This is a genomic window from Bradyrhizobium sp. USDA 3397 (assembly GCF_054060965.1).
Genome location: NZ_JBSSDS010000001.1, coordinates 1,292,665 through 1,316,550, shown reverse-complemented (window position 1 = coordinate 1,316,550; position 23,886 = coordinate 1,292,665). Strand labels below are relative to the sequence as shown.

Annotated in this window: 16 protein-coding genes; 14 read left to right on the top strand and 2 right to left on the bottom strand. The window is 65.7% G+C overall.

Going from position 1 to position 23,886, the window contains the following annotated elements:
- Positions 1–113 precede the first annotated feature (113 nt).
- The 3 genes from proS to ACVWYQ_RS06135 all read left to right on the top strand — a co-directional run bounded on the left by proS (position 114) and on the right by ACVWYQ_RS06135 (position 3,516).
- Positions 114–1,433, top strand: a complete 1,320-nt coding sequence (proS, locus tag ACVWYQ_RS06145; protein ID WP_404651544.1) for a proline--tRNA ligase — start codon at positions 114–116, stop codon at positions 1,431–1,433.
- Between the two features lie 90 nt (positions 1,434–1,523).
- Positions 1,524–2,804, top strand: a complete 1,281-nt coding sequence (locus ACVWYQ_RS06140; RefSeq protein ID WP_157283581.1) for a lipoprotein-releasing ABC transporter permease subunit — start codon at positions 1,524–1,526, stop codon at positions 2,802–2,804.
- 7 nt (positions 2,805–2,811) lie between these two features.
- On the top strand, positions 2,812–3,516 hold the full coding sequence (locus tag ACVWYQ_RS06135; RefSeq protein WP_036025279.1) for an ABC transporter ATP-binding protein: 705 nt from the start codon (positions 2,812–2,814) through the stop codon (positions 3,514–3,516).
- A 177-nt stretch (positions 3,517–3,693) separates the two neighbouring features.
- On the opposite strand, the gene ACVWYQ_RS06130 is transcribed toward ACVWYQ_RS06135, so the two are convergent.
- The gene (locus tag ACVWYQ_RS06130) at positions 3,694–4,773 is read right to left on the bottom strand and encodes a quinone oxidoreductase family protein (protein ID WP_275510036.1); all 1,080 of its coding nucleotides are present in this window, start codon (positions 4,771–4,773) and stop codon (positions 3,694–3,696) included.
- A 119-nt stretch (positions 4,774–4,892) separates the two neighbouring features.
- Here ACVWYQ_RS06130 and ACVWYQ_RS06125 point away from each other — a divergent pair, with 119 nt between their 5' ends.
- Positions 4,893–5,666: a helix-turn-helix transcriptional regulator gene (locus tag ACVWYQ_RS06125; RefSeq protein WP_271538000.1), complete on the top strand. Its 774-nt coding sequence runs from the start codon at positions 4,893–4,895 to the stop codon at positions 5,664–5,666.
- Between the two features lie 151 nt (positions 5,667–5,817).
- On the top strand, positions 5,818–8,967 hold the full coding sequence (locus ACVWYQ_RS06120; protein ID WP_404540881.1) for a GAF domain-containing protein: 3,150 nt from the start codon (positions 5,818–5,820) through the stop codon (positions 8,965–8,967).
- 49 nt (positions 8,968–9,016) lie between these two features.
- On the opposite strand, the gene ACVWYQ_RS06115 is transcribed toward ACVWYQ_RS06120, so the two are convergent.
- On the bottom strand, positions 9,017–10,333 hold the full coding sequence (locus ACVWYQ_RS06115) for a hypothetical protein (RefSeq protein ID WP_404540883.1): 1,317 nt from the start codon (positions 10,331–10,333) through the stop codon (positions 9,017–9,019).
- A 628-nt stretch (positions 10,334–10,961) separates the two neighbouring features.
- Here ACVWYQ_RS06115 and ACVWYQ_RS06110 point away from each other — a divergent pair.
- The 9 genes from ACVWYQ_RS06110 (at position 10,962) to frr (ending at position 23,876) form a co-directional block, all read left to right on the top strand.
- Positions 10,962–11,684, top strand: coding sequence for an outer membrane protein (locus ACVWYQ_RS06110; RefSeq protein WP_271537996.1), 723 nt, complete (start codon positions 10,962–10,964; stop codon positions 11,682–11,684).
- Positions 11,685–12,130: 446 nt separating this feature from the next.
- The gene (dnaE, locus tag ACVWYQ_RS06105; protein WP_404540885.1) at positions 12,131–15,634 is read left to right on the top strand and encodes a DNA polymerase III subunit alpha; all 3,504 of its coding nucleotides are present in this window, start codon (positions 12,131–12,133) and stop codon (positions 15,632–15,634) included.
- 131 nt (positions 15,635–15,765) lie between these two features.
- Positions 15,766–16,509, top strand: coding sequence for a carbonic anhydrase (locus ACVWYQ_RS06100; RefSeq protein WP_404540887.1), 744 nt, complete (start codon positions 15,766–15,768; stop codon positions 16,507–16,509).
- A 150-nt stretch (positions 16,510–16,659) separates the two neighbouring features.
- Positions 16,660–17,178 (top strand): hypothetical protein, encoded by a 519-nt coding sequence (locus tag ACVWYQ_RS06095; protein ID WP_275499779.1) that lies wholly within the window; start codon positions 16,660–16,662, stop codon positions 17,176–17,178.
- A 218-nt stretch (positions 17,179–17,396) separates the two neighbouring features.
- Positions 17,397–20,210, top strand: a complete 2,814-nt coding sequence (locus ACVWYQ_RS06090; protein ID WP_404540888.1) for a caspase family protein — start codon at positions 17,397–17,399, stop codon at positions 20,208–20,210.
- Positions 20,211–20,419: 209 nt separating this feature from the next.
- A complete protein-coding gene (locus ACVWYQ_RS06085; RefSeq protein ID WP_157283591.1) occupies positions 20,420–21,415 on the top strand; it encodes a 30S ribosomal protein S2 in 996 nt (331 codons plus the stop codon).
- A gap of 133 nt (positions 21,416–21,548) precedes the next feature.
- Positions 21,549–22,472 carry a translation elongation factor Ts gene (gene tsf, locus ACVWYQ_RS06080; protein WP_157283592.1) on the top strand — a complete coding sequence of 308 codons (924 nt, stop codon included), beginning with the start codon at positions 21,549–21,551 and terminating at the stop codon, positions 22,470–22,472.
- Positions 22,473–22,530: 58 nt separating this feature from the next.
- Entirely contained in the window at positions 22,531–23,247 is a 717-nt protein-coding gene (gene pyrH / locus ACVWYQ_RS06075; RefSeq protein WP_157283593.1) for a UMP kinase, read from the top strand.
- A 65-nt stretch (positions 23,248–23,312) separates the two neighbouring features.
- The gene (gene frr, locus ACVWYQ_RS06070; RefSeq protein ID WP_025036556.1) at positions 23,313–23,876 is read left to right on the top strand and encodes a ribosome recycling factor; all 564 of its coding nucleotides are present in this window, start codon (positions 23,313–23,315) and stop codon (positions 23,874–23,876) included.
- The last annotated feature ends 10 nt before the right edge of the window (positions 23,877–23,886 follow it).

Sequence of the window (23,886 nt, the reverse complement as noted above, 5' to 3'; positions counted from 1 at the left end):
CGGAAAGATGACAGGTATTTCGCCGCGTTAGCGGCTTTTCCTCATTCCCGTCTTGTGTTTTCGCTCCCAATCCGGTTTCACTGCAGGCGATCACTGATTCCCAGAGTATTACCATGCGGTTGTCGCGGTTCTTTCTGCCCATCCTGAAGGAAAATCCGAAAGAGGCGGAGATCGTCTCGCATCGGCTGATGCTGCGTGCCGGCATGATCCGGCAGGAGGCGGCGGGCATCTATGCCTGGCTACCGCTCGGCTTTCGCGTGCTGAAGAAGATCGAGCAGATCGTGCGCGAGGAGCAGAATCGCTCCGGCGCGATCGAGGTCTTGATGCCGACGCTCCAGCTCGCCGACCTCTGGCGCGAGAGCGGCCGCTACGACGCCTACGGCCCGGAGATGCTGCGCATCGCCGACCGCCACAAGCGCGAGCTGCTGTACGGACCGACCAACGAGGAAATGATCACCGAGATCTTCCGCGCCTATGTGAAGTCCTACAAGAACCTGCCGTTGAATCTCTATCATATCCAATGGAAATTCCGCGACGAGCAGCGTCCGCGCTTCGGCGTGATGCGCGGCCGCGAGTTCCTGATGAAGGACGCCTATTCCTTCGATCTCAACGAGGCCGCGGCGCGCGTCGCCTACAACAAGATGTTCGTCGCGTACTTGCGCACCTTCGCGCGGATGGGGCTGAAGGCGATCCCGATGCGCGCCGAGACCGGCCCGATCGGCGGCGACCTCAGCCATGAGTTCATCGTGCTCGCCGAGACCGGCGAATCCGGCGTGTTCATCAATCGCGACGTGCTGGACCTGCCGGTGCCGGGCGAGGACGTGGATTATGAGAGCGATCTGACGCCGATCATCAAGCAATGGACCTCGCTCTATGCGGCGACCGAAGACGTCCACGATGCCGCGCGGTTCGAGCAGGAGGTGCCCGTGGACAAGCGGGTGAACACCCGCGGCATCGAGGTCGGCCAGATCTTCTATTTCGGCACCAAATATTCCGAGCCGATGAAGGCGCTCGTGGCGGGGCCTGATGGTGTCGACGTGCCGATCCATGGCGGCTCGTACGGCGTCGGTGTCTCGCGCCTGCTCGGTGCCATCATCGAGGCTTGCCATGACGATGCCGGCATCAAATGGCCGGAGGCGGTGGCGCCGTTCCGTGTCTCGATCCTCAACCTCAAGCAGGGTGACGCCGCGGTCGATGCGGCCTGCGAGAAGCTTTATACCGATCTTACGGCCAGGGGTGTCGACGTGCTCTATGACGACACCGACCAACGCGCCGGTGCCAAATTCGCCGCCGCCGACCTGATCGGAATCCCCTGGCAGATCATGATCGGGCCGAAGGGCCTTGCCGACGGCAAGGTCGAGATCAAGCGGCGCAGCGACGGCGCGCGCGAGACCATGTCGCCTGCCGACGCGGTCGCAAGACTTGTGGGCTGATGAGGCCGGTCGGCTGAATATTGTTCATCGCGCGATATCGCGGCCGCCAATCCGGCCACAATTGACCCCGAATCATGGGATTATCGAGCGATGGATGAGACCATGACCGAAACCGTGCAAACCGCGCCTTTCGCGCCCTTCGAGTGGATGCTGTCGGCGCGCTATTTGCGGGCGCGCCGGAAGGAAGGATTCATCTCGGTCATCGCCGGGTTCTCCTTTCTCGGCATCATGCTCGGCGTCGCGACGCTGATCATCGTCATGGCCGTGATGAACGGCTTCCGCAAGGAGCTGCTCGACAAGATCCTGGGCCTCAACGGCCACATCCTGGTCCAGCCACTGGAATCGCCGCTGACCGACTGGAAGGACGTTGCCGACCGTCTCAGCCAGGTCCAGGGCATCCGGCTCGCGGCGCCGGTGGTAGACGGTCAGGCGCTGGCGTCATCGCCATGGAACGCCTCGGGCGTCCTCGTGCGCGGCATCCGCTCCGACGATCTCAACAACCTCACCTCGATCGCCAAGAACATCAAGCAGGGCTCGCTCGAGGGGTTTGACGAAGGGCAGGGCGTTGCGATCGGCCGGCGCCTCGCCGATCAGCTTTCGCTGCATGCCGGCGACAGCATCACTCTGGTGGCGCCGAAGGGCGCAGTGACGCCCATGGGAACGACGCCGCGCATAAAGCCGTACAAGATCGTCGCGGTGTTCGAGATCGGCATGTCCGAATACGATCTCGGCTTCGTGTTCATGCCGCTTGCCGAAGCGCAGGCCTACTTCAACCGCAGCAACGACGTCACCTCGATCGAGGTGTTCACGACCAACCCCGACAGGATCGACGCCTTCCGCAAGGCGGTGACGGAGGCGGCGGGCCGTCCGATCTTCCTGGTCGATTGGCGGCAGCGCAACTCGACCTTCTTCAACGCGCTCCAGGTCGAGCGCAACGTGATGTTCCTGATCCTGACCATGATCGTGCTGGTCGCCGCGCTCAACATCGTCTCCGGCCTGATCATGCTGGTGAAGGACAAGGGCAGCGACATCGCGATCCTGCGCACCATGGGCGCCTCGCAGGGCTCGATCATGCGGATCTTCCTGATCACGGGCGCTTCGATCGGCGTCGTCGGCACGCTGGTCGGCTTCTGCGTCGGCCTCGTGATCTGCGTCAACATCGAATCGATCCGGCAATTTCTGTCCTGGCTGACCTCGACCGAGCTGTTCTCGCCGGAGCTCTACTTCCTGTCGAAACTGCCCGCCGAGATCGACGTCGGCGAGACCACGGCCGTCGTCATCATGGCGCTGACGCTGTCGTTCCTGGCGACGCTCTATCCGTCGTGGCGCGCCGCGCGCCTCGATCCCGTCGAAGCGCTCCGGTACGAGTGAGGGACTGATGGAGCAGCAGCAGGGGGCAGAAGATGTGCCGGTCATTTATCTCCACGAGATAAAGCGGCAGTACTTGCAGGGCGAGGTGCCGCTGACGATCCTCGACGGCGCCAAGCTGGCGCTGTGGGCCGGCCAGTCCGTCGCCCTGGTGGCGCCGTCTGGCTCGGGCAAGTCGACGCTGCTGCACATCGCAGGGCTGCTGGAAGCCCCCGATTCCGGCGAGGTCTATGTCTCGGGCGCGCCGACCTCGCAACTGCCCGACATCGAGCGCACGCAGCTGCGCCGCACCGATATCGGCTTCGTCTACCAGTCGCACCGGCTGCTGCCGGAGTTCTCGGCGCTCGAGAACGTCATGCTGCCGCAGATGATCCGCGGCCTGAAGAAGTCCGAGACCGTCAAGCGTGCCAAGGAGATCCTCGGTTATCTCGGCCTCGGCGACCGCATCACCCATCGTCCGGCCGAGCTGTCGGGCGGCGAGCAGCAGCGTGTCGCCATCGCCCGTGCAGTGGCCAACGCGCCGCGCGTGCTCTTTGCGGACGAGCCAACCGGCAATCTCGACCCCGGCACCGCCGAGCACGTGTTCCAGGCGCTGATGCAGCTGGTCAAGGCGACGCATGTGTCGATGCTGATCGCGACCCACAACATGGAGCTCGCCGGCCGCATGGACCGGCGGGTCTCCCTGTCGCACGGTCAGGTGGTCGAGCTCGATTAGCTAACCGAAGCCAGTCGCAGGCGCGTTCACCTCTCCGGAGGGAGAGGTGCAGTCCCGACGCGGCGTGCGTTCAACGTCAAAATAACAACTGCGAAAACAACCCCATGCACAGTAGCCAAGTGCTTGGTGGGACTTCCGAAAAAATCGGCGACGGCGCTGCGCCGCGCGCCTCGGGACTCAGGGCCTGATTACCGTCGATTTGAACGGCCCGCCATTGGCCGCGGCGTGCTCCACGGCGGCATTGGCGTGATCGAGGTCGAAGGCTGTCGTCTCATACTCCTCCAGCTTGAGCAGTCCCGCGCGTACCAGCGCGACCAGGCGAGCCGCGGCATCGCGCGGGTACATCCAGACGCCATGGATTGTGATGCATTCGCGCATGATCCAGTTGTAGGGCAGCTCCAGCCCTGGACCGCCCTGCATGTTGACGCCGCCCATCAGCACGATGCGGCCGTTGGGCCGCACCGTCATGATCGCGGCGCGCACCACCGTCGTGGCGACGGAGGGCGGCATGATATCGAACGCGCAATCGATCGGGCCAGGCGCGGCGCGCTTCATCAGTTCGCGGTCGTCATTCTCGTTGCCCGTCAGCTTCACCGGCCTGACGCGCGTGCCATGGCGACGCACGAGCTCGGCCAGCATCTTCTCGTTTCGGCCCGGCGCCACGACACAGGCCGCGCCCATCGCGAGCGCCACGGCCACGGCGGCACTGCCGAAATTGCCGGTCGCGCCGCTCACGAGCACGGTCTCGCCGGCCTGCAGCTTTGCGGCAAGGAAGCCGCCATAGGGCACGAGCATGGTGCCGAGCACGCTCCATTGCGTGGCTTCTGCTTCGCTGAGTTCGCCGAGCCGCGTGAGGTTCTCCGTCGGTACCATCATCCGCTCGGCGAAGGAGCCGTGGTGGAAATATTTCTGTAGCCGCATGCCGCCTTCGCCGCGCGCGCTCACACCCTGCAGGTGAATGTCGGGAGCGATCGCGTCGTCGCGCGAGCGCACCGTGGGATCGCAGAGCACCCAGTCGCCCACGGACAGTTTCGTTGCGTCCGGGCCGACCGAGCGTACCCGGCCGACCCCGCCGGCTCCGGGAATGACGGGCAAGTCCAACGCGTACTTGCGTTCACCGCTGAACACTTCCTTGGAATAGGACAGCACGCGGGTGGCGACGACATCGACGATCACCTCGCCGGTGCCCAGCACCGGTTCGGGGACGTCCTCGATGACCAGCGGGGATCCGAAAGATTTAAGTACGGCAGCCTTCATGATGTTGACCTTCGTTCGCACCTCATTGTGAGGTGCACGGAATATGCAAGGGCTGTCGGCGGGCAGGAAGGCCTGGTATTATCCTAGTATTGTCTTGTCCCTCCCTACGGGAGCACGTCATGGCCGACCCCCGCCGCGTCGAATTCGGCGACTTTCTGCGGTCCCGCCGCGAGAAGCTCACGCCAAAAGCGGTCGGACTTCCCCTGACCTCCAGGCGGCGTACCGCGGGGCTGCGTCGCGAGGAGGTGGCTCAACTCGCCGGGATCGGTGTCGATTGGTACATCCGGCTCGAGCAGGGCCGAACGGTCAGCCCGTCGGTCGCCACCATCGATGCGCTCGCCCGTGCGCTGCGGCTCAGCAAGACCGAGCATGCGCATCTGAAAGCGTTGGCCCGTGACGGTGCGAGAAACGCGTTCACCCGCGAGATCGTGCCGCCGCCCATCCGGCGGATGATCGAGAGCCTAGAGCAGCCAGCCTACATCACCGGGCGTCGCTGGGACGTGCTGGCCTGGAACGCGGCGGCCGAGGAGGTCTTTGGCTTCGGTCAGTTCCCCGAGGAGGATCGTAACACGCTGCTTCTGGTGTTGACGAACAAGCAGACGCGAAAATTCTACGGCGCGAGCTGGACCGACGTTGCCAAGCGCATGGTGGCGATGTTTCGCGCCACCCACGACGTCTGGGCCGGCGATCCCGCCTTCACGGAGCTGCTGATGCGGCTGCGCGAGGGCAGTCCGGAGTTCGTCAAATGGTGGGGGGCGCACGACATCCGCAGCACCATCTCGGGCCGCAAGACCATGAACCATCCGAGCAAGGGCGTGCTGCAGTTCGAGCACACCAGCTTCCAGGCCAACGACGATCCCGCGCTGAAGCTCGTGATCTATACGCCGGTCTAAGCCCGCTTCAGAGCGCGCTTCCGCCGTATCACGCCACGTCCGCTCTGCAGGACCGCGAGGTGCTCCCTTAGCCGGGGAACCTAAGGGCCATCCTACGGTTACCGTTTCATCATTATGCAGGTGGAGCGAGGGACGTGTTCGGGGTTGACCGATGACGAGAGCGACCGAGGGGGCCTCGGCCGATCGCAACGCCGTCTTGGCTACCCTCGGCGATCATATTCGAGAGATCGGCAGCCCCGACGATCTCGCCTATGCGGCGGCGGAGCTGCTGGGCCGCAGTCTCAATGTCAGCCGGGCAGGTTACGGCACCGTCGACACCTCAGCAGAGACCATCACGATCGCGCGCGACTGGAATGCGCCTGGGATCTCGAGCCTGGCCGGTGTGCTGCGCTTTCGCGACTATGGCAGCTATATCGAAGACTTGAAGCGGGGTGAGACGGTCGTCTGCGCCGATGCTGAAAAGGACCCTCGCGTCGGCGACCGCGCCCGAGCTCTCGAGGCGATCTCGGCGCGCGCATTCGTCAACATGCCGATCTCCGAGCCCGACGGGGTTGTGGCGCTGTTGTACCTGAACAATGCCACGCTCCGCGAATGGAGCCCAGCGGAGCTGGAGCTCATCCGCGAGGTTGCCGAACGCACCCGCACCGCGGTCGAACGTCGGCGCGCTGAGAGCGCGGTGCGCGAGAACGAAGCACGGCTCCTCTTCCTAGACGCTCTCAACAAGCAAACGGCCAAGACGCGCGATGCGGACGGCGTCATGGCGGTGACGACGAGAATGGTCGGTGAGTATCTCGGCGTCTCCAGCTGCGCCTATGCCGACATGGATCCTGATCAGGACGGCTTCACCATCCGCGGGGATTGGGCGGCCCCCGGTGCGATGCACATATTGGGGCACTACAGCCTTGCCGACTTCGGCGAGAAGGCGGTGCGAGAGCTGGGCGCCGGGCGGCCCCTCATCATCAACGACAATCTGAAGGAAATCGCTCCCGAGGAAGCCGCCACTTTCCAGCGCATCGGGATCGGTTCGACGATCTGCATGCCCTTGGTGAAGGAGGGGCGCCTGACCGCCTTGATGGCCATTCATCACCGTGGCCCCCATCTGTGGACGCCGCGCGAACTTGCCTTGCTCACCGAAGTGACGGAGCGATCATGGGCCCACATCGAGCGCGTACGATCGGAGCAGGCGGCGCGCGAAGCTGCCGAACGGCTGGTCCTCGCCAACAAGGCCGCAGGGATCGGCACCTGGGACTACGATCCGGTCAACGATATCCTTCGATGGGACGCCCGCTGCAAGGAGGTGTTCGGTCTCTCGCCGGATACCGAGGTCAGCTATGAGGGCTCATTCCTGAAAGGCATTCATCCCGACGACAGGCAGCGCGCTCATGAGGCCGTCTCGAACGCGCTACAGCCCAATTCTCCGGGAAGCTACAACATCGAATACCGGACCGTCGGCATCGAGGATGGCGTCGAGCGCTGGATCGCCGCAACGGGCCACACGATCTTTTCCAATGGTCAGGCCACACGATTCATCGGGACTGTGCTCGATATCTCCGTCCAAAAGAAGACCGAACGTCATCTGCGAATCCTCAACGATACGGGAGCATCGGTCGCCCGCGAACGCGATCTCGACAAGATCGTCCAGATCGTGACCGATGCCGGCGTCGAGCTGACGAGTGCCCAGTTCGGAGCGTTCTTTTATAACGTCCTGTCGGCGGACGGCGGCAGCTACATGCTGTATTCGCTGTCCGGCGTGCCGCGATCCGCTTTCGAAAACTTCCCGATGCCGCGCGCCACCGCCGTGTTCGAGCCGACGTTCAAAGGCACGGGCGTGGTGAGGTCGGACGACATCCTGCAAGACCCGCGCTATGGCAAGAATGCGCCGCGGAAAGGCATGCCCGAGGGCCATCTTCCGGTCCGGTCATACCTGGCGGTCCCCGTGGTCTCGCGCAGCGGCGAAGTGCTCGGTGGGCTTTTCTTCGGTCATGCGGAGGTCGGTCGATTCCACGAAGAGCACGAGGCCGCATTGCTCGGCATTGCCGGCCACGCCGCGACCGCGATCGACAACGCCCGGCTGCTGACCAGGCTCGAAGCGCTCAATGCCGAGCTGGAGCAACGTGTCGCCGACGAGATCGCCGAGCGCATGAAGGCCGAGGAGCAATTGCGGCAATCGCAGAAGATGGAAGCCGTCGGGCAATTGACCGGAGGGATCGCCCACGACTTCAACAACATGCTGGCCGTCATCCTCGGCAGCTTGAATCTCGCCAAACGGCGGCTCGGCAAGGGCGAGCTCGACATTGACCGCTTCCTCGAGAGCGCCATGGATGGTGCGAACCGCGCCGCCACCTTGACGCAAAGGTTGCTGGCGTTCTCGCGACAGCAGCCTCTTGCGCCCGAGGTCGTGGACATCAACAAGATGGTCGGTGAAATGAGTGAGCTGCTCGAGCGCTCGCTCGGCGAGCTCGTCCGTCTCGAGACGGTGCTGGCGGCCGGCCTATGGCGCGTCAAGGCAGACCCCGCGCAGCTCGAAAGCGCTCTCGTCAATCTTGCGGTCAATGCACGCGATGCCATGCCGAAGGGGGGCAGGCTGACGATCGAAACCGCCAACGCCTCGATAGACCCAAAATATGCCCGCGAATACGCGCTGCAGCCCGGGCAGTACGTTCTCGTTGCGGTGACGGACAACGGCACGGGCATTGCGGCGGACGTGCTGGGAAAGGTCTTCGATCCGTTCTTCACGACCAAGATCGTCGGCAAGGGGACTGGCCTTGGCCTCAGCCAGGTCTACGGCTTCGTGCGGCAGTCCGGCGGCCATGTCAAAATCTATTCGGAGGTGGATGTCGGTACGACCGTGAAGATCTATCTTCCACGCTTCGCGGGCGAGGAGCCTGTCTCAACTCCGTCGCACGGCGTACCACATCCCGGTGCAAGTCTGCAGAGCGAGACCATCCTCGTCGTCGAGGACGACGAGCGGGTCCGCGGCATCTCCTCCGAAAGCCTGCGCGAGCTTGGTTATACCGTCGTCGAGGCCGCCAGCGCCCGGGAGGCGATCGGCAAAATCGAAGGCGGCTTCGTTCCGGATCTGCTGTTCACGGACGTCGTCATGCCCGACATGACCGGTGCCGAACTCGCGGCCGAACTGTCGAGACGATACCCGGATCTGAAAGTGCTGTTCACCACCGGCTACACGCGCAACGCGATCGTCCACAATGGCGTGCTCGATGCCGGCAAGCATTTGCTGTCCAAGCCCTTTGCGATCGAAGACCTGGCCGCCAAGGTCCGCTCGCTGCTCGACGAGGGGTGAATGAATGTTGCGCGTTGAATCGCCCCGCGGGGCGATGTCCGACCTCATTTCAAGGCGAGGGAGCGGGCCGAGGGTTTGTGCTGACGGTCAGTTGGGGGGCGGGCGTCCAAGGGCTCTCGGGCCAATGAGGTGCCTGCCAGGGAGCCGCTTTCCCAGGCGTCGTCGGCCAGGAGCTTGTCGGGCCCGGCGTCGGCAATGCGCAGGATGCCTTGAGCCGAGCCCATTGTGACGGCAGGCCCGCCAGGTCGAGCTCGAATGTCATGATGTCCGTCTTGTCGTCCGCGATCGGCGTGCTTTCGCGGACATGCAGGGAGCGGGAGGCCAGTATCGCCTTGATCATGTCGGCATCGATGTTGCCGCGCCAGACCTCGTACTTGCCGGTCCGCAGCGGAGCTCCTCCGGCGGTCTTCTCTTTGTCGGCATCCGCCGCGATCAGGATCGTGCTCTTGCCGGCGGCCGCTTCGTCGACCTCGGCCACAAATGTCAGCGGCGCGCCCTTGCTGCTTTCGCAAGACAGCCGCAGCTCCATCGTTCGGAACGCGGAGCCGTTCGCCTTCTTTGCCGTGGCGATCTTGCGGACGAACGGCCGGGCCTCCTTCTCCAGCGACCAGTTCGTCTCAGCGAGCGGTCGCGTGTCAATGCCGAAACCGTACAGCTCGGATCGCGTCAGCACGTGCAGGCTTTCGAACTTCACCGTTCGGACGAGGGAGTCGAGCTCGCGGCTAATTCCCATCGCCGCGATGAACGCGGCGCGATCGCGATCGGCCGCCAGGAGCCGGCGACGCCTGTATTCTGCGACCGCCGCCGGATCGGGCCGTCCGTCGAAGGCGAGCACCAGCCTGGAGTTATGGACCGCCATTGTGGCGTCGGGGGCGACCTCGCGCGATGCCGCCCCGAGAAACAGGTATGCGCAGGCCGAGTTGCACATGGCACGGTTCGTGGCGAGTTCGGCCTTGACCTCGCCGCTCGCGTTCTTGAGCTTCAGGCAAGCGGCGTCTCGCTGCGTGCCCGCGGCGCAGGCGGTCGCGATCGTCCGGCCAACCCTGGCAACCGCCTTGCGGCTGCGCAGCAACCGCGCGATCGCGTAAGACTGCTCGACGTTGCCGCCTGGCGAATGGAGATAGATCGGACGCTGCAGGTCCTTGACGGCGGCGAGGAAGCGGCGAATGCGCAGCGCAGCCTCCCGATCGATCTCGCCCTCGATGGCGATCCAGCGATCGCAGCCCGGGCCGCATGCGTCGGCTGGCCCCTTGGCGAGATAGATCGTCAGCCTGGAGGCGAATCCTGCTTTCTCGGTCGGCGTTGCTTCGGCACGCAAAGTGCCGGGAAGCAAGAGCGAGGCAAGGAGCAGGATGCGAGCGAGCATGGATCGACTGCGCGAAAGGAAAGTTTGACCGGACGCTATACGATGACTGGCGCGGTCACAACTTGCGCTCGCCATGCGCATTTACTCGGACAACGGCCGGCAATGCTGCGTCCGAGAACGCTCTGGTACTGGCGGCGCGGCCCGGGCGGCGAGGGGGGACGTTCGCTCGGATCAGAGGTTCGCGCGTGAAGCTCCGCTTGTCGGGAGAATGCCGGTGGGGGCGAGCATGAGCGAGGCGCGGTGCTCTCAGCGAGGCAGCAGAAGGGATGATCGTCTGAACGCGCGCGGGCGAGCGTGCGATTGATGCGAGCGCGAATGTGATGAAAGCGAGCGAAAACATGGCGACAATTTGGATGCGGAACTCGAGCGTGTCTTTCGATTCTCCCATCACGCGAATGTGCGCGCGACGATGTTGCGCGCGCATGCAGTTTGTCTCGCCTCGGCGACATTGAAAGTGCTGAAGACCCTTGTTTCAAAGGGTTTCCGCGCACGTGCCGATAAACATTTGTTAGTGAGCAAGGTCCTTTCGATCGCACCTGTTGCCTCGTGGTTACAGCAATTCCGTCGATCGCTGTTATGACGACACCACGGCCGGGGGGCCCACTGAAGAAACTGGAACGGGAATCAAATGAAGAAGAATTTGTTGCTTGCAGCTGTCAGCCTCGTCGCGCTCAGCGCGGCTGCGCCGGCACTTGCGGCAGATCTCGCGGCACGGCCCTACACCAAAGCACCGCCGGCGGCGATCGCTGCGGTGTACGACTGGAGCGGCTTCTACATCGGTATCAACGGCGGCGGCGGTTCGGCTGACACGTCGTGGGATCTGGTCGGCTTCGGTCCGGAAGGCTCCCACAACTCGACCGGCGGCACCGTCGGTGGCCAGATCGGTTACCGCTTTCAGTCCGGCCAGTTCGTGTTCGGTCTCGAGGGCCAGGGCAACTGGGCCGACTTCTCGGGTGACAACATCAGCGGCCTCACCGGACTCCGGAATCGTACGCGGGTCGACGCGTTCGGTCTGATCACGGGTCAGGTTGGCTACGCCTGGAACAACGTCCTGCTCTACGCGAAGGGCGGTGCGGCGGTCGTCAGCAACAAGTACGACGTCTACAGCGTCGTGACGGGTGCGAATCTCGACCGGGCCGACGAGACCCGCTGGGGTGCCACGGTTGGCGCGGGCCTCGAGTTTGGTTTTGCTCCGAACTGGACGGTCGGCGTCGAGTACAACCACATCTTCCTCGGCGACCACAACGTCACCTTCGCCAGTGGCGCTGTCGAACGCATCGGGCAGGACATCGACATGGGTCTCGTCCGCCTGAACTACAAGTTCGGCGGCCCGATGATCGGCCGTTACTGAGACTGACCGCTCCACGTGAGCGGCTGACGAAAGCCCCGGCCTCGGCCGGGGCTTTTTTGCTGTTTGTCTTCAGCGAGTTAACCATATCCTTTCGGCGGCTTCCGGATCGCTTGACTCCATAGAACGAAATGAGAACAATGTTCTTCATACGTTCCAACAAGGGAGCAGGCCATGTTCAGGGTTTTCGTGGAAGAAGCCGCCGCACTGGCGTCCATCACGCTGTTCGTCGGGATGATCGCGATCTGGGCCCAGGTCATTCCGCAGCTCTAGGCCGGCTTTCTCCGACCTCTTGGGGAAAAGCGGGACGACGCGCCCAAGCGGCCGCTCCGGCGTGGACTCTCAAGCTGTGAGACCCCACCATTGAGAGGCGAGTCGGCCGCGAGTGCATGATGCCTTGAGGCGCCGACGACCGCTCCATCTCATCTGCAAGAGGCCGTCACGCGACCATGCCGAGCGCCGGATTTGTCCACCTTCACGTTCACTCGGCCTATTCGCTGCTCAAGGGCTCGATCAAGATCGCCAAGCTCGCCGAGCTTGCCAAGAAAGACCACCAGCCGGCGCTGGCGCTGACCGACACCGACAATCTGTTCGGCGCGCTGGAGTTCTCCGACAAGATGGCGGGCTCCGGCATCCAGCCGATCGTCGGCTGCGAGCTCGCCATCGATTTCGGCGATCAGGATCCCAACGCGCGCAACGCGATGGGGCCGTCGCGCGTGGTGCTGCTCGCCGCGCAGGAACGCGGTTATCGCAGCCTGATGCGGCTGAACTCGCGCGCGTTTCTGGAATCTCCGGACAGCCATGCTCCGTTCATCAAGTTTGACTGGCTCGAAGGCGAGACCGAGGGCCTGATCGCGCTGACGGGCGGGCCGGACGGGCCGATCTCGCTGGCGCTCGCCGGCGGCATGGCCGAACTCGCCGGCGCGCGGTGCGAGCGTCTGGCTGCTCTGTTCGGCGACCGTCTCTACATCGAATTGCAGCGCCACAACGCCGAGAAGGAGCGGCGCGTCGAAGGCGGCCTGATCGACATCGCCTACGCCAAGGGACTGCCGCTGGTTGCGACCAACGAGCCGTATTTCGCGACCACTGACGATTACGAAGCGCATGATGCGCTGCTCTGCATCGCCGGCGGCCGGCTGATCGCCGAGACCGACCGTGTGCAGCTGACACCGGATCATCGCTTCAAGACGCGCGCCGAGATGGCGGTGCTGTTCGCCGACATTCCGGAGGCGCTGGCCTCGACGGTGGAGATCGCCGAGCGCTGCTCGTTCCGGCCGATGACGCGCAAGCCGATCCTGCCGTTCTTCACCGTCGGCGCCGCGGCGAGCTCGGACGCCGCCGCGGTCGAGGCGGCCGAGCTGAAGCGGCAGGCGGAGGAGGGGCTCGCCAACCGTCTGCGCGTGCACGGCCTCTCTCAGGGCACGACGGAAGAAGACTATAACAAGCGCCTGGCGTTCGAGCTCGACGTCATCATGCGCATGAAGTACGCGGGCTACTTCCTGATCGTGTCCGACTTCATCAAATGGGCCAAGGCTCACGGCATTCCGGTCGGGCCGGGCCGCGGCTCCGGTGCGGGCTCGCTGGTGGCGTGGGCGCTCACCATCACCGACCTCGACCCGATCAGGTTCGGCCTGCTGTTCGAGCGCTTCCTCAATCCGGAACGCGTCTCGATGCCGGACTTCGACATCGACTTCTGCCAGGACCGCCGCGGCGAGGTGATCAGTTACGTGCAGCAGCGCTACGGCCGCGACCAGGTCGCGCAGATCATCACCTTCGGTACGCTGCAGGCGCGCGGCGTGCTGCGCGACGTCGGCCGCGTGCTGCAGATGCCCTATGGCCAGGTCGACAAGCTGACCAAGCTGGTGCCGCAGAATCCGGCGGCGCCGGTGACGCTGGCGGCCGCGATCGAGAGCGAGCCGAAGCTGCAGGCGTTCCGCGACGAGGATCCCGTGGTGGCGCGCGCCTTCGACATCGCCCAGCGTCTCGAAGGCCTGACCCGCCACGCCTCGACCCACGCGGCCGGCATCGTGATCGGCGATCGCCCCTTGAGCGAGCTCGTGCCGCTCTACCGCGATCCCAAATCCGACATGCCGGTGACCCAGTTCAACATGAAATGGGTCGAGCCGGCGGGCCTCGTCAAGTTCGACTTCCTCGGCCTGAAGACGCTCACCGTGCTCGACGTCGCCTGCAAGCTGCTCAAGCCGCGCGGCATCGATATCGATCTCGCCACGCTGCCGATCGACGACGCCGAGAGCTACCAGATGCTGGCGCGGGGCGAGGTGGTCGGCGTGTTCCAGGTTGAAAGCCAGGGCATGCGGCGGGCGCTGATCGACATGCGCCCCGACCGTTTCGAGGACATCATCGCGCTGGTCGCGCTCTATCGGCCGGGCCCGATGGCGAACATCCCGACCTATTGCGCGCGCAAGCACGGCGACGAGGAGCCGGAATATCTGCATCCCGTGCTGGAGCCGATCCTGAAGGAGACCTTCGGCGTCATCATCTACCAGGAGCAGGTGATGCAGATCGCGCAGGTGATGTCGGGCTATTCGCTCGGCGACGCCGACCTGTTGCGCCGCGCCATGGGCAAGAAGATCCGCGCCGAGATGGACAAGCAGCGCGACATCTTCGTCGCGGGCGCGGTGAAGAACGGCGTGCCGAAGGGGCAGGCCGAGACCATCTTCGAGCTGCTCGCGAAATTCGCCGACTACGGCTTCAACAAGAGCCACGCGGCGGCTTACGCGCTGGTGTCCTACCACACCGCCTACATGAAGGCGCATTATCCAGTGGAGTTCATCGCCGCGTCCATGACGCTCGATCTGAACAACACCGACAAGCTCTCCGAATTCCGCTCCGAGGCGCAGCGGCTCGGCATCAAGGTCGAGCCGCCGAACATCAACCGATCGGGCGCGACCTTCGAGGTCGGCGAGAACACGATCTACTACGCGCTCGCCGCGCTCAAGGGCGTCGGCATCCAGGCGATCGAGCAGATCATCGCGGAGCGCACCCGGGGCGGCCTGTTCACCTCGCTCGCGGATTTCGCCGCGCGCGTCTCGCCGCGCGCGATCAACAAGCGCATCATCGAAAGTCTCGCCGCCGCCGGCGCCTTCGATACGCTCGAGCCGAACCGGGCGCGCGTCTTTGCCGGTGCGGACGCGATCCTCGCCGCCTGCCAGCGCGCGCATGAAGCTGCGACCATCGGCCAGAACGACATGTTCGGCATGTCGGCGGATGCGCCGACCATCATGCTGCCGCAGGTCGAGCCGTGGCTGCCGGCCGAGCGGCTGCGCCGCGAATACGACGCGATCGGCTTCTTCCTGTCGGGGCATCCGCTCGACGATTACGCGACCGTGCTGAAGCGGCTGCGGGTGCAGAGCTGGGCCGAGTTCTCGCGCGCGGTGAAGACCGGCGCCACCGCCGGCAAGGTCGCCGCGACCGTGGTCTCGCGCATGGAGCGGCGTACCAAGACCGGCAACAAGATGGGCATCATGGGGCTGTCCGATCCCACCGGCCATTTCGAGGCGGTGCTGTTCTCGGAAGGCCTTGCGCAATATCGAGACGTGCTGGAGCCGGGCGCGGCCGTGCTGCTGCAATTAGGGGCCGAGCTTCAGGGCGAGGACGTCCGCGCCCGCGTGCTGCATGCCGAGCCGCTCGATGACGCCGCGGCGAAGACGCAGAAGGGGCTGCGCATCTTCCTGCGCGACACCAAGCCGCTGGACTCGATCGCCAAGCGGCTCGCCGGGCCCGAGATGGCGGCCGCCAACGGCGGCGTGCCGAAGGTCGGCAGTCCCGGCATCGCACCGCGCGGAAACGGCGACGGCGAGGTCTCGCTGGTGCTGATGCTCGACCTCGAGACCGAGGTGGAAATGAAGCTGCCCGGCCGCTTCAAGGTCTCGCCGCAGATCGCTGGCGCGATCAAGGCGGTGGCGGGCGTGGTCGACGTGCAGCAGCTCTGACATTGCGCGCATCGCTGCAAACCAAAGCTTAACTATTTGGCTCGCACCTGGTTTCAAAGTTGCGCCAGCGCAGCTATCAGTTGTCGTCTCGGCAATCTCGTTCGGACCGGAAACCACGGAAGAAAAACACCATGTGCGACCAATGCTCTGACGACCTGCATCAGCCGGTTACTCCCTCCCGGCGCGCCATGATGCTGTTGGCCGGTTCAGCATTTGCGTCCGCCGCCATTGGCGGCTCCGCGTTGGCCAAAGAGGCGAAGGCGCCGCCGAAGCCGCACAACGTGTTGTCGCCCGATGCGGCGCTGAAGCGGCTGATGGAAGGCAATGCGCGCTATGTCTCGGGCGTGTCGCGCCGCCACGACTTCAAGCACGAGCGCGAGGCGCTGGTCGGCGGCCAGAATCCCTACGCGGCCGTTCTGAGCTGCGCGGATTCCCGCATCGCGCCCGAATATGCCTTCGACAGCGGACGCGGCGACCTGTTCGTGTGCCGCGTTGCCGGAAATTTTGCCGGCGATGAGACCGTAGCGAGCATGGAGTACACTGTCGCGGTGCTCGGAACGCCCCTGATCCTGGTGCTCGGGCACGACAATTGCGGCGCCGTCGATGCGACGATCAAGTCGCTAAAGGACGACAAGCCGCTGCCGGGACACATCCCCTCGCTGGTCGCTGCGATCGCGCCGGCGGTGAAGGCGGCGGCGCAGCAGAGCGGCAATGCGCTCGACAACGCCATCCGCCAGAACGTCATGAACAACGTCGCCAAGCTGAAATCGGCCGCCCCGATCCTCAACGCGGCAGTCGAGCAGGGCAAGCTCAAGGTGGTCGGCGGCATCTATCGGCTGAGCACCGGGACCGTCGAGTTGCTCGCCCAGGGCTGAGAGCATCGGGCGTGGGATGGTCGCGCCTCTTCCAGGGAGAGGCCGGCCGGCGGATTATCCCGTTGACGCTCGACACAGTGGTCGCCGGATGCTGTTGCAACCAAGTGGTGTTTCCCACTAGGATGCTTCCGGGGAATTTCTGGGGGCGTGATGTTGCTGCGTGGACTGGTACTGTTCGTGGCCGCCTTGTTGCTGTGCGGCTGCGAAACCGCAAGGAGCGGGCTCGACTATGCGGCAGCAGAGCGAAAGATCGGCCCACCGAAAGCAGGGCAAGCACGTGTGGTCGTCCTGCGCGAAAAGGGCTTCGGCGGGATCGGCGATCCCGACTGGGCATTCAGCATCGATGGAATACCGGTCAAAGGTCTGAAGACAGGGACATACGTCTATGTCGATCGGCCCGCAGGGCAACATCAATTCGTGGCGGAAGAGGCAGCGCTCGGCGTCACGCGCGTGGACTTCACCGCGCGATCGGGCCAGACCTTGTTCTTCGTTGCGCGCTACAGCGAGCGAAAAAACGCGATGATCGCAAATTCGAGTACGGGATTGCTCGGCTGGGGCCTCACGCTCGCGATCACCTCTGGGTACAAAAATCAGGGGCCGCTGGATTTCATGCCGCTGGAGGAGCAGGCTGCGCGGACGACGGTTGCAGAGCTCCGACTGGCCGAATAGGCGAGCGGGAGGCGTTTGTTGGTTTCGGCATCGCGGCATGGCGTGAATTGAGGGCCAAAGGCGGGAAGCCCACCTCGTCTTGCATCTTACGCTGGGCTCGCGCAGGCAGCGGCGCGGCCATGTCGTCGCCTCAATCCGGTCATCTCGTTCAAGTGCCATTCAGCTCGCCGCGCGCCTGATACGCGGTGGCCACCTCAACGACAAAAGCGGGCACAGCCATGCGCGGGACGCTCAAAGTCTTTCTCTGCCTTCTCCTGCCGATGGTGGCCCTTGCCGCGGGCACGCCGCATCAGGCCCGCGCCCAGCAGCAGGAGAAGCGCATCGCGCTCGTGGTCGGCAACGGCGCCTATGCCAAATCGCCGCTGGCGACCACCGCGAACGATGCCGGCTTGATCGCGCAGACGCTCCAGGCGGCCGGCTTCGACGTGGTCGGCGCGCGCGATCTCGACGGCGACACGCTGCGCAAGAGCTTGCGCGATTTCATCCAGAAGGCCCAGGCGTCGGGCCCGGGCACCGTCGCGATGATCTATCTCGCCGGCTACGGCGTGCAGCTCGCCGGTGAGAACTATTTCATCCCGGTCGATTCCAACATCAGCCGCGACACCGACATACCGACCGAGGCCCTGCGCATCAGCGACTATGCGCGCCAGCTCGCATCGATTCCGCTCAAGGCCAATATCGTCGTGCTCGACGCAGCCCGTGCGCAGCCCTTCATCGAGGGCGGTCAGCCGATCGCGAGCGGTCTGGCGCTGGTCGAGCCCGAGGCGAACATGCTGATCGCCTTCAATGCCGCGCCCGGCACGGTGGCGCCGGAGGAGCCGGGGCCCTACGGCATCTACGCGCAGTCGCTCGCCGAGATGATCCGCACCGGCGGCTTGCCGCTGCCCGAGGTGTTCGAGCGCGTCCGCCTGCGCGTCAACGAGGCCTCCAAGGGTGCGCAGGTGCCCTGGAACGAGCAGAAGATCTCGGCGCCATTCTCGTTCTTCGAGCGCGCGCCCGATGCGCCGCCGGCGGCTGCGCCCGACCAGGTCGCCGCGATCCGGAGCAAGCCGATCCGCGATCTCGGCGTGCAGGACGCCTATGCCGCCGCGCTCGAGCGCGACACGCTGGCGGCCTATGAGGAGTTTCTCGCGGCCTATCCGAATGATCCGCTTGCCAAGCGCGTGATGGCGATCGTTGCCGCGCGCCGCGAAGCCATCACCTGGCGGCGGACTTACCGGACGGACACGCCGGAGGCCTATTGGTCGTATCTGCGCCGCTATCCGCGCGGGCCGCATGCGGCGGATGCGCGGCGCCGCCTTGCGATCCTCACCGCGCCGCCCGAGCCGCCGCCGACCTTCGCGATGATCGACTACGACGTGCCGCCACCGCCGCCGGAGGAGGTGGTCTATGTCGATCGCCCGGTGCTGTATTTCAGCGATCCCGATTTCGGTTTCGCGCCGCCACCGCCACCACCGGTCTATTATCTGCCGCCGCCGCCGCCTGATTTCGTCGTGTTGCCGCCGCCGCTGCCGGTGGTCGGCCTGTTCGTGCTGCCGCAGCCGGTGTTCGTGCCGATCCCGGTGTTCGTGAGGCCGCCGGTCTATGTCGCGCCGCCACCGAACAACATCATCTACCAGAACATCCACAATACCACGGTCATCAACACCGTCATCAACCGCCCACCGGCGCCGCCGCCGGCCACGGGGCCGGCGCTCGGATCTGGGATCGGACCTGGCAATCTGGCGCCGGCGGTTGCCGGCCGCGCCACGCCGGCAGGACCGGCCGTGCCGCAGGCGGTCGTTCAGCGCGCCGCCCTGATCCAGCAGGGCAAGGCGCCGATGCCGCCGAGCGCGACCATCCAGCCGACGGCGAGGCCCGGTATCGCGACACCAGCTCCTGCCAATGTCGCGCCTGGCACGACAGCGCCGCCGCCCGCCGGCGCCAAGCTGCCGCAGGCCAATACTGTACCGCCGCCGGGAGCTCCCGGCAGCCCGCCGGCCGGAGCGCCGCCCGCGACGGGCACCCCCAGCGGCACACCAAGTCCGACCGCAAACGCTCCCGCCGGCAGCGCCGCTACAACCCCGCAAGCGCTGGCCCCGACCAAGCCGCCGCCGGCCAATACGCTGCCGGTGCCGGGATCTTCGGGCAGCCCAGCGGCCGGAGCGCCGCCCGCGACGGGGACGCCCGGCGGCACGCCCAGTCCGAGCGCGAATGCTCCCACCGGCAACGCCGCAGCAACCCCGCAAGCGCTGGCCCCGACCAAGCTGCCGCCGGCCAATACGCTGCCCGTGCCCGGCACCCCCGGCGGGCCGCCGCCGGCCAGGGCAGGGGCTGTGCCCGGGACCGTCCCATCCCCTGGCAAGCCCGCCGCGACCGCCACGGCGCCGAGCGGCAACGTTCCGCCGGCGCAGCCGAACGCGGCAACGACGCCCAATCACCCGCCGGCTTCCGGAACCGCGGCGAGCCCGTCCGCGGCCCTGCCCAGGCCGCCGGGGGCAACGACCCAGCCTGCGCCTGACCTGCGCGGCAGGCCGGGCGGGCCCCAGCCGGGCGCTTTGCCCCCGCCGAGCGCGGCTACCGGCAAGCCCGCGGCCCCGACTGCAGTCAAACCCGCGGCACCTCCGCCTCCGCCTGTAGCGGCGCGGACACCGTCCGGAGTTCAGGATCATCGGCCCGCGCCAGCGCCACCGCAGGCCGCCAGGCCCGCCGCTCCGCCGCCGCCTCCTCAGGCCCTGGCAAGGCCGACGCCGCCGCCTCCGCCGCGCGTTGCGCCACCTCCGCCGCCGCGAGCGGCGCCTCCGCCCGTGGCCGTGGCGCGGCCGGCGCCACCGCCACCTGTTGCCCGGCCGGCGCCGCCTCCGCCAGCGATGGCGCGGCCGGCACCACCGCCGCCGCCGGTTGCGCGGCCAGCGCCGCCGCCGCCACCACCTCCGGTCACCCGACCGGCGCCGCCGCCGATGGCCGCCGCGCCGCATCCGGCGCCGCATGCTCCTCCGCGGCCGGCCGGCCCGCCACCGAAGAGCTGCCCCCCGGGCCAGCCCAGGTGTTAGGAGGCGCAAGGGGCAGGGATGCGGGATGCGACAGCAGCCTAGAGGCGTCCCCGAAGGCCGTTATTTCCTTGCTTCTGGCCGAAATGGCGCTATATAGCGCGCCATCTCACACGGAAACATGGCTCACAAGGCCGTCCGGTGGCAACCGGGGCGAGAACGCTCCGTTTTGCTCACACGTTTCCGGAGGAACCAACCGGAGAATTAGAACCATGGCACTGCCCGATTTCACTATGCGTCAGCTGCTCGAAGCTGGCGTGCACTTTGGTCACCAGTCTCACCGCTGGAATCCGAAAATGGCTCCGTTCATTTTCGGCACCCGCAACAACATCCACATCGTCGACCTCGCCCAGACCGTGCCGATGCTGCACCAGGCCCTCCAGGCCGTCAGCGACACAGTGGCCAAGGGCGGCCGCATCCTGTTCGTCGGCACCAAGCGCCAGGCGCAGGACGGCGTTGCCGACGCGGCCAAGCGCTGCGCGCAGTATTTCGTCAATTCGCGCTGGCTCGGCGGTACGCTGACCAACTGGAAGACGATCTCGGCCTCGATCAAGCGCCTGCGTCACCTCGACGACGTGCTCTCGGGCGGCGAAGCCAATTCCTACACGAAGAAGGAGCGCCTGACGCTGCAGCGCGAGCGCGACAAGCTCGACCGCTCGCTCGGCGGCATCAAGGACATGGGCGGTCTGCCCGACCTGATCTTCGTGATCGACACCAACAAGGAAGACATCGCGATCCAGGAAGCCCAGCGGCTCAACATCCCGGTCGCTGCGATCGTCGACACCAATTCGGACCCGAAGGGCATCACCTATGTGGTGCCGGGCAATGACGACGCCGGCCGCGCCATCTCGCTGTACTGCGATCTCGTCGCGCGTGCGGCGATCGACGGCATCTCGCGCGCGCAGGGCGATTCGGGCATCGACATCGGCGCTTCGGCCCAGCCGGTCGCCGAAGAGCTGCCGGCGGCGTCCTCGAGCGGCTTCCAGGGCCTTGCGGGTCCTCGCGGCACTGCCGACGACCTCAAGAAGCTCCCGGGCGTGTCGGGTGCGATCGAGAAGAAGTTCAACGATCTCGGCATCTTCCACTATTGGCAGCTCGCCGAGCTCGACCACGACACCGCGCATACGATCGGCGAGGAAGTCGGTCTGCCGAGCCGCGCGGATGCCTGGGTGGCCAAGGCCAAGGCGCTGACCGCGGAAGCGGAATAGTCAAAAAGAGCGATGGGTTGGCCGGATAGGGTCCGGCCACCATTTCAGTTGACGCGAATTCCTGAGATGGACCGCGGCGGGGCGATTCGATGCCGCGCCGCGGCAAACCGGCAGGCACAAAGGATTTTCAACGATGGCAACGATCACAGCTGCGATGGTCAAGGACCTGCGCGAATCGACCGGCGCGGGCATGATGGACTGCAAGGCCGCGCTCACCGAAAACGACGGCAACATGGAAGCGGCGCAGGACTGGCTGCGCAAGAAGGGCCTGTCCAAGGCCGCCAAGAAGTCGGGCCGCGTCGCGGCCGAGGGTCTGATCGGCGCGCTCACCAAGGGCACCAAGGGCGTCGTGGTCGAGGTCAACTCCGAGACCGACTTCGTTGCGCGCAACGGCCAGTTCCAGGGCCTCGTCAAGATGATCGCCCAGGTCGCGTTCGACGTCGGTGCCGACGTCGAGAAGATCAAGGCCGCCAAGGTCGGCGACGTCACGATCGAAACCGCCATCAATGATGCGATCGCCACCATCGGCGAGAACATGACGCTGCGCCGCGCCGCCCAGCTCGAGGTGAGCCAGGGCGTGGTCTCGCACTACGTCCACGGTGCCGTCATTGACGGCGCCGGCAAGATGGGCGTGATCGTGGCGCTGGAATCGCCGGGCAAGGCCGATGAGCTCGCAGCGCTCGGCCGTCAGATCGCGATGCACGTTGCGGCTGCCAACCCGCTGGCGCTCGATCCGTCCGGCCTCGATCCGGCCGTGGTCAAGCGCGAGAAGGACGTGCTGGCCGACAAGTACCGTCAGCAGGGCAAGCCCGAGAACGTGATCGAGAAGATCGTCGAGTCCGGCCTCAAGACCTACTACAAGGAAGTCTGCCTGCTCGAGCAGGCCTTCATCCACGACAGCGGCAAGTCGGTGGCGCAGGCGGTGAAGGAGGCCGAGGGCAAGGTCGGCGGCGCTGTGAAAATCGCGGGCTTTGTGCGCTATGCTCTCGGCGAGGGAATCGAGAAGCAGGAAAGCGACTTCGCGGCCGAGGTCGCCGCGGCCAGCGGCAAGAAGTAAGCGCCGGAAGTTCCTTCCGGCGTGCCGCCGGAAGCGGCGCCCGACAAGGAAAGTGCTCATGACTGATCCGGTCTATCGTCGCGTCGTGATCAAGCTGTCCGGCGAGTATCTCGCGGGACAGCAAGGCTTTGGCATCGATCAGCCGACCATCGACCGGGTTGCGGACGATCTGATCGCCGCCCGCAAGCTCGGTACCGAGGTCGCGGTCGTGATCGGCGGCGGCAACATGGTCCGCGGCGTCGAGGTCTCATCCCGCGGGGTGTCGCGCACCACCGGCGACACCATGGGCATGCTCGCCACCATGATGAATTGCCTCGCGCTGGAAGCGGCGATCGAGCGCAAGGGAACGCCGGCCCGGACGCTGTCGGCCTTCGTCATGCCCGAGATTTCCGAGCTGTTCACCCGCACCGCGGCACACAAATACCTGGCCGAAGGCCGGATCGTGCTGCTCGGCGGCGGGACCGGCAACCCGTTCTTCACCACCGACACGACCGCGGTGCTGCGGGCCGCCGAGATCGGCGCGCAGGCGGTCCTGAAGGCGACGAATGTCGACGGGGTCTACTCGGCCGATCCGAAGCAGGATCCGACCGCGACGCGGTTCGACCGCCTGACGCATTCGCAGGCGATCGAGGGCGGTTACAAGGTGATGGATGCGACCGCCTTCGCGCTTGCCCGCGAGACGTCGCTGCCTATCATCGTATTCTCGATCGCGGAGCCGGGCTCGATCGGCGCGATTCTGCGTGGCGTCGGCCACGGAACCATCGTCGCCGGCTGACGGCTCATCTGACGCGCCGAAAGGACGGTGCGGAGCGGTCGCCGGGATTTTGAAGGAGAAACGTGATGGCCACGGGTAATTTCGATCTCAACGAAGTGAAGCGCCGCATGCAGGGCGCCGTCGCCTCGCTCAAGCACGAGCTCGGCGGCCTGCGCACGGGACGCGCCTCCGCCTCGATGCTCGATCCGGTGCAGGTCGAGGCTTATGGCAGTCACATGCCGCTCAATCAGCTCGCCACCGTCAGCGTGCCGGAGCCGCGGCTGATCTCGGTGCAGGTCTGGGACAAGTCGATGGTCAAGGCCGTCGAGAAGGCGATCGTCGATTCCAATCTCGGCCTGTCGCCCGCGACCGAGGGCCAGGTGCTGCGCCTGCGCATTCCCGAGCTCAACGAGGAGCGCCGCAAGGAGCTGGTGAAGGTCGCGCACAAATATGCCGAAGCCGCCAAGGTCGCCGCGCGCCATGTCCGCCGCGACGGGCTCGACGTGCTCAAGAAGCTCGAGAAGAATCACGAGATGTCGGAGGACGACCAGAAGCGTCACGCCGACGAGGTGCAGAAGGCGACCGACGGCACCATCGCCGAGATCGACCAGTTGCTGGCCGCCAAGGAAAAAGAAATCCTCACCGTTTAAGGCACCGCCT